The organism is Methylobacterium hispanicum, assembly GCF_022179285.1.
GTDB lineage: Bacteria > Pseudomonadota > Alphaproteobacteria > Rhizobiales > Beijerinckiaceae > Methylobacterium > Methylobacterium hispanicum.
This window is the reverse complement of the sequence record NZ_BPQO01000001.1, coordinates 116,742-130,153: the sequence shown is the minus strand read 5'-3', so window position 1 is coordinate 130,153 and position 13,412 is coordinate 116,742. Positions and strand designations below refer to the sequence as shown.

General features: G+C 73.9%; 13 protein-coding genes. 8 read left to right on the top strand and 5 right to left on the bottom strand.

Annotated elements, in window-relative coordinates:
* Positions 1-20: 20 nt before the first annotated feature.
* Entirely contained in the window at positions 21-1,136 is a 1,116-nt protein-coding gene (locus MFF56_RS00600) for a metallophosphoesterase (RefSeq protein WP_066924865.1), read from the bottom strand.
* 380 nt (positions 1,137-1,516) lie between these two features.
* Positions 1,517-2,182: a DNA-binding protein gene (locus tag MFF56_RS00595; protein WP_156453881.1), complete on the bottom strand. Its 666-nt coding sequence runs from the start codon at positions 2,180-2,182 to the stop codon at positions 1,517-1,519.
* A gap of 145 nt (positions 2,183-2,327) precedes the next feature.
* Here MFF56_RS00595 and MFF56_RS00590 point away from each other — a divergent pair, with 145 nt between their 5' ends.
* Both MFF56_RS00590 and MFF56_RS00585 read left to right on the top strand, forming a co-directional pair.
* A complete protein-coding gene (locus tag MFF56_RS00590) occupies positions 2,328-2,996 on the top strand; it encodes a response regulator transcription factor (protein WP_066924863.1) in 669 nt (222 codons plus the stop codon).
* Positions 2,993-4,372, top strand: a complete 1,380-nt coding sequence (locus MFF56_RS00585; RefSeq protein WP_238229305.1) for a sensor histidine kinase — start codon at positions 2,993-2,995, stop codon at positions 4,370-4,372. Before MFF56_RS00590 ends, MFF56_RS00585 begins: the two co-directional genes overlap by 4 nt.
* Positions 4,373-4,381: 9 nt before the next feature.
* Here MFF56_RS00585 and MFF56_RS00580 read toward each other — a convergent pair whose 3' ends face one another.
* From MFF56_RS00580 to MFF56_RS00570, 3 genes are all read right to left on the bottom strand, one after another.
* Positions 4,382-5,617 (bottom strand): MFS transporter, encoded by a 1,236-nt coding sequence (locus tag MFF56_RS00580; RefSeq protein ID WP_238229357.1) that lies wholly within the window; start codon positions 5,615-5,617, stop codon positions 4,382-4,384.
* Between the two features lie 576 nt (positions 5,618-6,193).
* Entirely contained in the window at positions 6,194-6,568 is a 375-nt protein-coding gene (locus tag MFF56_RS00575) for a cell division protein ZapA (RefSeq protein WP_066925034.1), read from the bottom strand.
* Complete coding sequence (locus tag MFF56_RS00570; RefSeq protein WP_308445256.1) at positions 6,568-6,945, bottom strand: DUF4164 family protein; 378 nt, start codon at positions 6,943-6,945, stop codon at positions 6,568-6,570. Before MFF56_RS00570 ends, MFF56_RS00575 begins: the two co-directional genes overlap by 1 nt.
* Positions 6,946-7,462: 517 nt before the next feature.
* On the opposite strand from MFF56_RS00570, the gene gap reads away from it, so the two are divergent.
* The 6 genes from gap to MFF56_RS00540 all read left to right on the top strand — a co-directional run bounded on the left by gap (position 7,463) and on the right by MFF56_RS00540 (position 13,412).
* Entirely contained in the window at positions 7,463-8,470 is a 1,008-nt protein-coding gene (gene gap, locus MFF56_RS00565; RefSeq protein ID WP_066918686.1) for a type I glyceraldehyde-3-phosphate dehydrogenase, read from the top strand.
* A 116-nt stretch (positions 8,471-8,586) separates the two neighbouring features.
* Positions 8,587-9,093, top strand: a complete 507-nt coding sequence (locus tag MFF56_RS00560) for a hypothetical protein (protein WP_238229304.1) — start codon at positions 8,587-8,589, stop codon at positions 9,091-9,093.
* Between the two features lie 25 nt (positions 9,094-9,118).
* Entirely contained in the window at positions 9,119-10,321 is a 1,203-nt protein-coding gene (locus tag MFF56_RS00555) for a phosphoglycerate kinase (protein WP_238229303.1), read from the top strand.
* Positions 10,322-10,663: 342 nt separating this feature from the next.
* Positions 10,664-11,737 carry a class II fructose-bisphosphate aldolase gene (fba, locus tag MFF56_RS00550; protein WP_238229302.1) on the top strand — a complete coding sequence of 358 codons (1,074 nt, stop codon included), beginning with the start codon at positions 10,664-10,666 and terminating at the stop codon, positions 11,735-11,737.
* Positions 11,738-11,742: 5 nt separating this feature from the next.
* Positions 11,743-12,381, top strand: a complete 639-nt coding sequence (locus MFF56_RS00545; protein ID WP_066922212.1) for a thiamine phosphate synthase — start codon at positions 11,743-11,745, stop codon at positions 12,379-12,381.
* A complete protein-coding gene (locus tag MFF56_RS00540) occupies positions 12,378-13,412 on the top strand; it encodes a tetratricopeptide repeat protein (RefSeq protein ID WP_066922215.1) in 1,035 nt (344 codons plus the stop codon). The genes MFF56_RS00545 and MFF56_RS00540 overlap by 4 nt, the downstream gene beginning before the upstream one ends.

Below are 13,412 nucleotides of genomic sequence, written 5' to 3'. Positions count from 1 at the left end.
GGCCGGGAGCGGGTGGGGGCTCACCAGTGTCGCCCGTTCCGGTTCGGGCCGAGCTGGGTTCCGAGCAGGCCCTTCTCCGGCCAGGATCCGAGGGCGTCCGCGTCGCTGCCGACGCCCTTCGAGACCGGGGGCGAGGCGCCCGCGCGGGCCGGCTCGACCGCGTCCTCGTCGCGGCCGCCCTCCGCGTCCCACGCCCGCACCGCGATGCGCCGGGCGCCGGCCGCCCCGTCGAGGCGAACGCGGTAGAGCCGCTCGCCCGCGCCGCGCGCCATCGGCTGCCAGGGGCCGCCGTCGAGGCTGCATTCGCATCGGGCGATCCCGGCCGCCCCGAGCACGACGGCGCGGATCTCCGCGTCGCCCGCGCGGGCCGGATCGTCGGCGTGGGCGAGCCGCCGGTCGGCGGGCGCGGTGATCAGCACGAAGGGCCAGGATCGGCCGAGCTCCTTGAAGCGCCACGCGACCGCGCCGCGGTCGAGGGCGGCGACCGCGTAGCCGACCGGGCCCTCCTCGATCTGGCCGGTGGAGCGGCAGGCCGCGTAGACCGTGCGGCCGTCGTTGGCGAGTTCGTTGTAGTGGGTATGGCCCATCTCGACGAGGCGGACCGGCCCGCGATGGATCAGGTCGGCGACGCGGGACCTCTCGTCGTCGGCCGTCAGGTCGGCCGGGTAGCTGTGCATGAACAGCGCGCAGGGCCGCCCCGCCGCCTCGGCCGCTGCCAGCTCGCGCTCGAGCCAGGCGATCTGGTCCGAGCCGAGCCGGAAGTCCGGCCCGCCCGAGCCCGGGCCGCACATGTCGAGGAACAGGCAGCGCGAGCCCGAGACCGTGACGGCGTAGGGCAGGCGCGGCACGCCGAGGCCGGCGTAGAAGGCATCGAGCCCGCCGCCCTCCATGTCGTGGTCGCCGGTGATGACGTGGACGGGCCGGCGCAGCCCGTCGAGGCCCGCGCGCACGAGCGCGTACTGGTCCGGCCGGCCGTCGTCGGCGTTGTCGCCGGGCAGGAAGACGAAATCGAGCCCCTCGGCCGCGCCGATCTGGTCGAGGATGGCGCGGTAGTCGCGCGCGTTCGCGGCGTCCGGCACGGTCAGGTGCAGGTCGCCGACATGGGCGAAGACGAGGATGCCGTCATGCGCGCTCATGGCCGCGCGACGCCGCGCGCGTGCCGAACCGCACGGTACAGGGTGGCTTGGACGATGGATCGGGCCATGGATCGGGACATGAGACGGGCCATGGATCGGACCACGGCGCGCTCCGGGGAGCCGCCGCGCGGGCGTCGGTCCAGCATGGAGAAGGTCCCCCTCTCGTGTTCGACCCGTTCCGCCCAGACACGGCAGCTCTATAGTCGGCGGGCGCTCAAGTTCTTCGTGGCGGCCACGTTCCGGAATAGTCCATCACAAGGCCGCGATGGTCTCTAGAGCGCCGGCGGTGTACGGCCACCGCCGACGCCAGCACTGTACGGGGGCCGAGGATCCCCGGCGGGCCGGTCGCCCCGGTCCGCCGGCCGCGTCGCGGATCCGGGTCAGAGCAGCGGCCGCTCGCGGATGCGCCCGTCGAAATCGACGTGGAGCAGGCGCTCCGTGCCGTCCGCCGCCTTGGCGGCGACCTCGAGATGGCGCGGCCCGCGCCCCGTCACCCGGACGTCGCCGTAGCCCGCTCGCTCGACCGCGGCGGTGAGCGCGGGCAGGTCCGGCTTCGGGCCGAGGCCGACCTTGTCCCGCGCCCAGTCGAGGCCGGGGCCGGGAGGACCGCCGGGCCGGCCGAGCTCGACCGCCTTGCCGTCGGCCCGCGTGATCACCCGGGCGTGCAGGAAGCCCTTCTCGAAGCGGCCCTGGACGGTCACCGTCTCGCCCTTGGCGACCAGGGGGGCCGCCTCGCCCGCGCGGCCGGTCTCGACCAGGGCCCGGCCGGTCCCGTCCTGCAGGACGAACTTGTTGCCGAAGATCTCGGCGACCTCGCCCCGGGCGGCGATCGCGCCCGAGGGCGCGAGGGCGGAGATGGCGGTCGGGGCGACCGGCGTCGGCGCGACCGTCTGCCCGGACTGGGCCAGGGACAGGCCCGCGGCGCCGAGCGCCAGCGGCGCGGCGATGGCGCCGACGACGAGGCCGCGGCGGTTGCGCCCGCCCCGTGGACGCTCCGGCTTGCGGGGCTGCTCCGGCGCGGCGGCGATGATCGTGTTCTGGCTCATGGTGATCGGATGTCCTCGTGTCCGGTGTCCCTCTCGGGTCGGCGGACTTCTAGGACGGGGCCCGAAACCTATCCTGAACCGCGCCGTTCAGGTTCGGTTAAACGGCGGCCGCTAGGGGCGGCGCCTTTCGGAAGACCGGACCGCGATGAAGATCCTGCTGGCCGAGGACGACGACGCGCTGGCCGGGGAACTGGCGAGGGCGCTGCGCGCGGAGGGCTTCGCCCTCGACCGGGCGCGCGACGGCATCGATGCCGGGCATCTGGGCGAGACCGAGACCTACGACGCGGTCGTGCTCGACCTCGGCCTGCCGGGCCGCGACGGGGTCTCGGTGCTGCAGGACTGGCGCGCGGCCGGGCGCACGATGCCGGTGCTCGTCCTGACCGCCCGGGACGGCTGGAGCGACAAGGTCACGGGCTTCAAAGCCGGCGCCGACGACTACCTCGTCAAGCCCTTCCGGGTTGAGGAGCTGGTCATGCGCCTGCGCGCCCTGGTGCGCCGCGCCCAGGCCCACGGCGCGCCCCGGATCGCCTGCGGGCCGCTCGTCTACGACCCGGGGCTCGGCAGCTTCGAGCATCACGGGCTGCCGCTGCGGCTGACGGGCCTCGAATGGCGGGTGCTGGGCTGCCTGATCCTGCGCAAGGAGGCGGTGGTGCCGCGCACCGAGCTGATCGAGCGGGTCTACGACGGCGACGCCGAGGTGGATTCGAACTCGGTGGAGGTGATCATCACGCGCCTGCGCCGGAAGATCGCGCCCGCCACCATCGAGACCGTCCGCGGCCTCGGCTACCGCCTGATGTCCGGATCCGCCGCGTGAGCGAGTCCGGGGCAGCGGCGCGGGGCGGCCTGCTCGGCCCGCCGGGCTCGCTCCAGCGGCGCCTGCTGCTGGCGGCGGGCGCGGTCCTGGGCATCGCGCTCCTGGCCGCCACCCTCTCGGTCGGCTTCATTCTGCACCGCTTCGTGCGCGGCCAGGTCGACGGCCGCCTCGACGACCGCATCCTCGCCCTGGTCTCGGACCTGCGCCCGGCGCCCGGCGGTGGCCTCTCGCTCGGTCGCGAGCGCGACGGGCCGCCCTTCGACCGGCCCCGCTCCGGCTGGTACTGGCAGGTCAGCCGCGGCGGCGACCGGCTCGGCTCGGCCTCGCTCGCGGGACAGGTCCTCCCCGTCCCGGACCTGCCGGCCCGGCGCGCGAGGGCGGAGGCCTTCGTGCCCGCCGACGGCCTCGGCCCCTGGGGCGAGAGCCTGATCCTGCGCGTGCTGACCGTTCCCGGCACGGGCGAGGATCCGCCGACCGTCCTCGTCGCCTCCGCGCCGGCCGCGGCCCTGCGCGGGCCCGTGCTGGAAGCCCTGCGCACGCTGGCCCTCTGCCTCGGCGTGATCGGCCTGTTCCTGTTCGCGGGCGTGCTCGTCCAGGTCCGGCTCGGCCTGCGCCCGCTGCGCGGCCTGCGCGACCAGATCGCCGGCATCCGCGCCGGGACCCTGGACCGGCTCCCGGACCGGCAGCCCGCCGAGGTGCGCCCCCTGGTGGCCGAGGTGAACGCCCTGCTCGACCGGAACGCGGCGCATCTGGACCACGCGCGGGCCCACGTCGCCAACCTCGCCCACGGTCTCAAGACGCCGCTCGCCACCCTCTCGCTGGCGCTGGCCGAGGCCGGCTCCGAGCGCGACCGCGGGCTCGCGCGGCTCGTCGCGGGCATGGACCAGCGCATCCGCCACCATCTCCGCCGCGCCCGGGCAGCCGCCGCCGGCGGCCCCGTGCGGGCGCGGGCCGACCTCGCCGCGCACCTCGCCGACCTCCGGCTGGCCCTCCTGCGCATCCATGCGGACAAGGCCATCGCGTTCGCGATCGATGTCCCGGACGGCCTCGGCGTGGCCTGCGACCCGCAGGACCTCGACGAGATGCTGGGCAACCTCGTCGACAACGCCTGCCAGTGGTGCCGGGGCCGCGTCCGCGTCGCGGCGCGGCGCACGGATACGGCGGTCCTCGTGAGCATCGCGGACGACGGGCCGGGCCTGCCGCCGCCCGCGCGGGAGACGATCCTGCGGCGCGGGGCCCGCCTCGACGAGAGCCAGCCCGGCCACGGCTTCGGCCTGCCGATCGCCCTGGAACTCGCCGCCTTCTACGGCGGATCCCTCACGCTCGGGACCTCGGACCTCGGCGGCCTCGCGGTCGAGATCGCCCTGCCGGCCTGAGCCTCCCGGTCAGGCCGTGCCGGCCGCGGGGCGCAGGGCGTGGCGGACGACGAGCAGGGACAGGCCGAGATTGACCAGGGCGACCGCGAGCATCAGGTGCAGGAGCGTCACGGGCCCGAACCACTCCGCGAGGTAGCCGCAGGCGAGCGGCGTCACCGCCTGCCCGAGAAGCGGCAGGCGGGCGAGGCGGCCCATCGCCGCCGCGTAGTCGCGCTGCCCGTAGAGCGCGTAGGGCAGCGTGCCCCGCACCACGGTGCGCATGCCGTTGCCGGCCCCGTACAGGATCATCGCGAGCCACGCGGCGGCGGGCAGCGTCGCCAGGAGCAGCAGGCCGAGCCCGACGCTCGCGCTCGACATCAGGAGCGACCAGACCGGGTGGGCGCGGCGGCCGAAGGCCAGCTCGATCACCCGCACGCCGACCTGGGACGGGCCGATCAGCGTCGTCAGCGCCACCGCCGTGCCCCCCAGGATGCCGAGCGCCTGCAGCAGCAGCGGGAGCTGCACCGAGACCGCCGTCATGATCATGGCGGCCGTCGTGAACGTCGCGGCGAGGAGGTGCTCGCCGGGCAGGCGCGCGGGCGCGGGCGGCCCGGCCGCCGGATCGGCGCCCGTCGCGGCCTCGGGCACGCCCGCCCGCGCCGCGCGGGGCACGGCCCAGGCGTAGAGCGGCGCGACCACGACGGCCGCCAGCACCGCGTAGGTCAGGCAGGCCCCGCGCCATCCGATCCGCTCGACCAGAAAGCTCGTGGCCGGCCAGCAGAGCGAGACCGCGAAGCCCGACGCGATCGCGATCTGGGTCATCGCACCGCGCGCCGCGGTCCCGTAGGCCTGGCCGATCGCCGCGAAGAGCGGGTCGAACAGGCTCGCGGACATGCCGATCCCGGCGACGGCCCAGGCGAGCAGGAAGATCGGCAGGCTCGTCGCGGCGGCCATCAGCGCGAGGCCCGCCGCGACGAGCAGGGAACCCGCCACCAGCACCGGCCGGCCCCCGTGGCGCCGGATCAGGCGCCCGACGAGCGGCGCGGGCAGCCCGGACACGAAGATCGCCAGCGAGAGGGCGCCGACGACGATGCCCTGCGGCCATCCGGTGGACGCGACGATGGGGCCGGCGACCACCGCGATCAGGAAGAAGGTGCCGCCCCACAGGATGATCTGCGTGACGCCGAGCGCCGCATTGCCCGCCAGCGTCGGGACCGGCGGCGTCCCGGGCCGCAGGGCGGCGGGCGCGGAAGGGTCGCCTGGCACGGTCAAGGAAGCTCCGCAGGTTGGCGCGCCGCCGCCTGCTCGGGCCGTCGGCGGGTACGCGGCGCCGGGGGGAAGAGGCCGACCCGATGCACGGATTCCGCCGCGCTGTCGACCGCGACGGTCGCCGGCCCCGGCCATCGCTGGGCGGGCGCGCCACGACCAGATCCCGCCGCTCATACCGTTTCCGGTCGATGGGTCCGGTCTACGCATCGCCTCAGGACGAAGCGCGGGTCCCCTCTCCCTATGGGCAGGGCGATCGCATATGGCGGGGGTCGTCTCCGAGATCGCCACTGGAACCGCGCCGCGCCCCCTCTCCCATAGGGAGAGGGTTGGGGTGAGGGGTATGACGCCGCAGACCTGAGCACGCGGTCGACGCGCGTTCAGTTCAGCGCCTCACTCTGAAGCCTCATACCCCTCACCCGGCTTTCTGCGAAAGCAGACCTCTCCCTATGGGAGAGGGGACCCGCGCCTGACCGGGGCTAGGCTCGCTCGGCATATGCGATCGCCCTGCCCTATGGGAGAGGGGGCACGGCGCGGTTCACCCCACACGGCCGAACCGATCAGCCGGAAACGGTATCAGCCCTCCCGCGGCTCCGAGCCCGCCAGCGCCTGGACCATACGCTCGATCCGCTCCGCCGCCTCGCTCACCCCCGCGGCGAGCTGCCCGGATTCGAGAGCGCGGGCCTCGGCGAGGCGCTCGGTCTCGGCCCGGAGCGCGGCGGTCTCGGCCTCCGCCGCCGCCAGCCGGCGCCGGGCCTCGGCCAGCTCGTCCGCGATGGTGAGCGCGGCCATCACCTGCAGGCGCATGTCGCCGATCTCGCCGAAGGATTGGCGCATCTCGGCCACGCGCCGGCCCAGCCCCTCGGCCAGCGCGGTGAGGTGGGGCTCCTCGCCGGGCCCGCAGGCCATGCGGTAGCTCTTGCCGTCGATCGTGACCTGGACCTGAGGCATCAGCGCGCCTCCTCGGGCTGCGCGTCCCGTCCCGGCGCGCCCGGTCCCGACGCGCCCCTGCCCAGCGCGTCCTCGACCGCGCCGATCGCCCGGTCGACGCGCCGCCCGGCCGCCTCGGCCGCGGCCTCGACCGCGGCGAGGCGGGCGGTCGCGGCATCGAGCGCGGCGGCGAGCCGGGCCCGGTCCTGCTCCATCAGGGCGAGCTCGGTGTCGCGGTCGTCGGGCGCCGCGGCCGCCTCGACGCGGCGCGCCACCACGGCCTCCAGCCGGGCGAGCGCGGTGCCGAGGCGGGCGAGCGCGTCGGCCACGGCGGGTTCGGCCGGAGCGGCCGGCGGGGAGGTCGCAGCGTTCGTCGCAGCGTCGGTCGCAGCGTTCATGGGGCGTCGAGCTTCCGGTGCCGGCCTCGCCCGCGGGCGGGCTGGAATCCGGTTTTCCCCAAAGCCGGCGCGGATTTCCAGTCCGGCGCCCGCGGTTCGCCCCGCTATCCCGCGGGGAACCCACCGGGAGCGCGGGTAAGCCGGGGGGTAACCCCTGATTGTCACGCCGGTGCGTTTGACAGGTGGGGGGGCCATGTTAGACAGCCGCCGCGTGCCCCGCCGGGCCCGCGGCCGCGGGCCGCAACGTGCCGGAATATCGACCTGTGACAGTCCTTTGGCCGGTCTTTTGGCCTACGCGCGCGCCGTTCGCGGATCGGACGATCCCGGGCGGCCCGGTGCGGTTGGACGAGACAGGTTCGCGGCACGCTCAAGCCGCCACGGTCACGGTTCATCCCCGGTTCAGCCCGGACGCTCCTAGAGCGGTCCCGCACGCGGAAGGCCGGCGCGGACGCCGCCCTCTCAACGCAGAATTCGGACGCCCAAGGCGCGGCGCCCCCGATCAGGAAGGAGTCACGCCGTGACGGTGAAGGTTGCCATCAACGGGTTCGGCCGCATCGGCCGCAACGTGCTGCGCGCGATCCACGAGGCCGGCCGCCAGGACATCGAGGTCGTGGCGATCAACGATCTCGGCCCCGTCGAGACCAACGCGCACCTGCTGCGCTACGACTCGGTCCACGGCCGCTACCCGGGCGAGGTCGCGGTGGACGGCGACTTCCTCGTCGTGGACGGCAAGCGCATCAAGGTCACGGCCGTGCGCAACCCGGCCGAGCTGCCCCACCGCGACCTCGGCGTCGACATCGCGCTCGAGTGCACCGGCATCTTCACCTCGCGGGACAAGGCCAAGGCGCACCTCGACGCGGGCGCCAAGCGCGTCATCGTGTCGGCGCCCGCCGACGGCGCCGACCTCACGGTCGTCTACGGCGTGAACCACGACAAGCTGACCTCGGATCACCTCGTGATCTCGAACGCCTCGTGCACCACGAACTGCCTCGCCCCGGTCGCCAAGGTGCTCAACGAGCTGGTCGGCATCGAGCGCGGCTTCATGACGACGATCCACTCCTACACCAACGACCAGCCCTCGCTCGACCAGATGCACAAGGATCTGTACCGGGCGCGCGCGGCCGCCCTGTCCATGATCCCGACCTCGACGGGCGCCGCCAAGGCGGTGGGCCTCGTCCTGCCGGAGCTGAAGGGCCGGCTCGACGGCACCGCGATCCGCGTGCCGACCCCGAACGTCTCGGCGGTCGATCTCGTCTTCACGGCCAAGCGCGCCACGACGGTCGAGGAGATCAACGAGGCGATCAAGGCGGCGGCCGCCGGCCCGCTCAAGGGCGTGCTCGGCGTCACCGACCGGCCGAACGTCTCGATCGACTTCAACCACGATCCCCACTCTTCGACCTTCCACCTCGACCAGACCAAGGTCATGGACGGCACCTTCGTGCGCATCCTGTCCTGGTACGACAACGAGTGGGGCTTCTCGAACCGCATGGCCGACACGGCCGTGGCGCTCGCCAAGCTGATCTGACGTCCACGCCGCCCGCGCCCCCCAACCGGGGCGCGGGCGGCGGCACTTCCGGGCCATCCCGCGCGGGATGGCCGACGGCCCTCGTTCTCGCCTTCCGATCACGCAGGATGCCCCCGATGACCGACGCCGCGCCGACCAAGTCGCCCGAATCGGGCCTCATCCCGCCGACGAGCCCCGCCGCCCCGCAAGGCGCGCCGCCGCCGAAGCCGGCGCCCGTCCCGGCGACCGTCCCGCCCGCCCCGTCTTCCGCCGCGACGCCCACGGGCCAAGTGACGGGTCAGGTGACGGGTCAGGTCTACGACCAGCTCGCCCGGATCGAGGACAAGTGCGCGCGCATCGAGGACAAGTACGCCCGCTCCGAGGCGCTGCTGTCGCGCGTCGAGGACAAGATGGAGAACGCCGCGACCCGGATGAACGAGGCCGCGCGCCAGTCCGACCTCGCGGCGCTCCGCAACGAGGTCCGCGGCCTCACCGACCGCACCCGGCGCCTGCCGGGCACCGGCGCACTCGTGCTCACCGCCATCATCACCGCGGTGCTCACCGTGGTGCTGATGGTCGCGGTGCAGCGCCTCAACCTCGATTCCCTGCTGCCGCCGCGCGCCGCCCCGACTACCGCGCAGTAATCTCACCTTCCAGACGCGAGCCCGCATGACCGCCTTCCGCACCCTCGACGACGCCGGATCCCTCAAGGGCAAGCGCGTCCTCCTGCGCGTCGACGTGAACGTGCCGATGGAGAGCGGGCGCGTCACCGACGCGACCCGCATCGAGCGCGTGGTGCCGACCATCCGGGAGATCGCCGACGGGGGCGGGCGGGTGATCCTGCTCGCCCATTTCGGCCGGCCGAAGGGCAAGCGCGAGCCCAAGGATTCGCTGGAGCCGGTGGTGCCGGCGATCGCCGAGGCGCTCGGCCGCCCGGTCGCCTTCGCGGACGACTGCGTGGGCGAGGCGGCGGCGGCGGCGGTCGCGGCCCTGAAGGACGGCGACGTGCTGCTCCTCGAGAACACCCGCTACCACGCGGGCGAGGAGAAGAACGACCCGGCCTTCGTGGCGGCGCTCGCCGAGAACGGCGACGTCTACGTCAACGAGGCCTTCTCGGCGGCCCACCGGGCGCACGCCTCGACGGAGGGGCTCGCCCATAAGCTCCCGGCCTTCGCCGGCCGGCTGATGCAGGCCGAACTCGACGCGCTCACCAAGGGCCTGGAGGCGCCGAAGCGCCCGGTCATCGCGATTGTGGGCGGCGCCAAGGTCTCCTCGAAGATCGACCTCTTGCAGAACCTCGTCGCCAAGGTCGACATGCTGGTGATCGGCGGCGGCATGGCCAACACCTTCCTGCACGCGCAAGGAAAGGCCGTCGGCACGTCGCTCTGCGAGCGGGATCTGGCCGAGACCGCGACCCGGATCCTCGGGGCGGCGGAGGCCGCCGACTGCCGGGTGATCCTGCCGGTCGACGCGGTGATCGCGCGGGAGTTCAAGGCCAACGCCGCCAGCGAGACGGTGTCGGTCGACGCGGTGCCCGAGGACGCGATGATCCTCGACGCCGGCCCGGCCTCGGTCGCCGAGATCGACGCGGCGATCGACGAGGCGGCGACGCTCGTCTGGAACGGCCCGCTCGGCGCCTTCGAGCTGACCCCCTTCGACGCCGCCACCGTCGCGGCGGCCCGCCACGCGGCCGAGCGCACGAAGGCCGGGCAGCTCGTCTCGGTGGCGGGCGGCGGCGACACGGTCGCGGCCCTCAACCATGCGGGGGCGGGCGAGGCCTTCTCCTACGTCTCGACGGCGGGCGGCGCCTTCCTCGAATGGCTGGAGGGCAAGGAACTGCCGGGTGTCGAGGCGCTGCGGGCCAAGGGCTGAGACATCTCCGGATCGGGCGCGGGTCCCCTCTCCCGTGCGGGAGAGGGACAGGGTGAGGGGCCCGGAGCGTGCCTGAAGAGGCGTTCTGTTTCCGCGGCCATGGCCAGCCCTCTCCGGACAGTTCTCATCCCTCACCCCAACCCTCTCCCGCACGGGAGAGGGGGCGCGTGGTGGTTCGGGCGGGACATCTGTTCGGCGGCCGCCAAGACGGTGTGAGCGAGCGATCGCTTGCAGATACGCCCAAGTTTTTCACAGCTGCGCGCGGGCTCGCGGCGCGGCGGCACCTATATAGGCCCGCACGGGACAGACCGGCTCAAGGCCGCATCGGACGAGGATCGAACCATGGCACGCATCACCCTCCGGCAGCTCCTCGACCACGCCGCCGAGTACGGCTACGGCGTGCCCGCGTTCAACCTGAACAACATGGAGCAGGGGCTCGCCATCATGGCGGCGGCCGACGCCACCGACTCCCCCGTCATCCTCCAGGCGAGCCGGGGCGCGCGCGCCTACGCCAACGACGTGGTGCTGGCGAAACTCATCGACGGCCTCGTCGAGATCTACCCGCACATCCCCGTCTGCATGCATCTCGACCACGGCAACAACGAAGCCACCTGCGCCACCGCGATCCAGTACGGCTTCACCTCGGTGATGATGGACGGGTCGCTGAAAGCCGACGGCAAGACCCCGGCCGACTACAATTACAACGTCGAGATCACCCGCAACGTCACCAAGATGGCCCACTGGGCCGGCGTCTCGGTCGAGGGCGAGCTCGGCGTGCTGGGCTCGCTGGAGAGCGGCGAGGGCGAGGCCGAGGACGGCCACGGCGCCGAGGGCGTGCTGTCCCACGACCAGCTCCTGACCGACCCGGACGAGGCGGTGAAGTTCGTGGCCGCCACCAAGGTCGACGCGCTCGCGGTCGCCATGGGCACCAGCCACGGCGCCTACAAGTTCACCCGCCAGCCCGACGGCGACGTGCTCGCCATGAACGTGATCGAGGAGATCCACCGCCGCCTGCCGACGACCCACCTCGTCATGCACGGCTCTTCTTCCGTGCCGCAGGACCTGCAGGACATCATCAACCAGTACGGCGGCCAGATGAAGCCGACCTGGGGCGTGCCGGTCGAGGAGATCCAGCGCGGCATCAAGCACGGCGTGCGCAAAATCAACATCGACACCGACAACCGCATGGCGATGACCGGCCAGATCCGGAAGATCCTCACCGAGAACCCGGCCGAGTTCGACCCGCGCAAGTACCTGAAGCCCGCCATGGAGGCGATGACGAAGCTCTGCCGCCAGCGCTTCGAGGAGTTCAACACCGCCGGCCAGGGCTCGAAGATCCGCCCGATCTCGGTCGCCGAGATGGCCAAGCGCTACGCCAGCGGCTCGCTCGACCCGAAGATCGAGGCGGCTGCCTGACCCGCATGAGCCAGCAACGCCTCGCCCTGCTCACCCCGCACGGAACCGCGGCCAGCGACCTCGACGGGCTCCTGCCCGCCATCGAGGCGGCCTGCGCGGCCGGCGACGTCGCCGCGGTGATCCTGCGGCTGGCGCCCGCCGACGAGCGGGCGCTGACCGCGCTCGTCAAGCGCGCGGCGCCCGCGGTGCAGGCGCACGAGGCCGCGCTCGTCGTCGCCTGCCCCGGCTTCGCGGGCGATCTCGTCAGCGTCGCCACCCGCGGCGGCGCGGACGGCGTCCACGTCGACAAGCCGGCGGGCCTCAAGGACCTGCGCGAGCGCCTGCGCGAGGGCCGCATCCTCGGCACCGGCGGCTTCGAGACGCGCCACGCCGCGATGGATGCGGGCGAGGGCGGGGCCGACTACCTGATGTTCGGCGGCCTCTACCCGGACGGGGCGGCGCCCGACCCCGAGGGCGTGCGCGAGCGCGCCGCGTGGTGGGCCGAGATCTTCGAGACGCCCTGCATCGCCGTCGCCTGCACGGAGGCGGAGATCGCGGACGCCGCCGCCACGGGGGCCGAGTTCGTCGGCCTGGAGAGCGCGCTCTGGCTCGCCGACCCGGCGGCGGTCGCCCGTGCGCAGGAGGCGCTGGGAGGCGCGGCATGAGGCGGCTCGCGCTCGTTCTCGCCGCGCTCGTCCCGGGCGCCGCCCTGGCGGCGCAGACGCCCGCTCCGAGCCCGGCCCTGACGCCGAAGGCCACGGAGCAGCCGGCCAAGGACCAGGCGGGGAAGCCGCCGATGCGCGAGTTGCCGAGCCCCTACACGCCGAACTACACGGGCGGCGCCCTGCCGCGCGGGGGCGGCCAGCCCGATTTCGCCTACGGCGCCTACCAGAAGGGCCAGTACGTCACCGCCTTCCGGGAGGCGACGAAGCGCATCGAGGCCGACCGTCGGGACGCCGCCGCGATGACGCTGCTGGGCGAGCTCTACAACCAGGGCCTCGGCGTCCGCCAGGACCCCGTGAAGGCGGCCGAGTGGTATCGGCTCGCCGCCGCCCTGAACGATTCCGCCGCGATGTCCTCGCTCGGGCTGATGTCGATGGACGGGCGCGGCGTCCAGAAGGACCTCAAGGCCGGCCGGCGCTGGCTGGAGAGCGCCGCCGAGAAGGGCTCGCCGACGGCCGCCTACAACCTCGCGCTGATCCTGATCGGGGCGGCCAAGCCCGAGGACGAGGCCCGCGCCGCGACCCTGCTGCGCAAGGCCGCCGAGAACGAGATCGGCCCGGCCCAGCACGGGCTCGGCGTGCTCTACCTGCAGGGCCGCGGCGTGCCGAAGGATCCCTCCCAGGCCGCCGAGTGGTTCCGCCGCGCGGCCGACAACGGGGACCTGGCCGGCGAGGTCGAGTTCGCGATCCTGCTGTTCAACGGCAACGGCGTGCCGAAGGACGAGGCGCGCGCCGCCCGCTACTTCCTGCACGCGGCCCAGCGCGGCAACGCCATCGCGCAGAACCGCGTCGCCCGGCTCTACGCGGTCGGCCGCGGCCTGCAGAAGAACCTGCTGGAAGCCGCGACCTGGAACCTGCTGGCGGCCCAGCAGGGGCTGTCGGATGCCTGGCTCGACCAGACGCTGTCTGGCCTCACGACCGACGAGAAGCGGCGCGCCGAGGCCCAGGCGAGCGCGCGCAACGAGGCGCGCTGA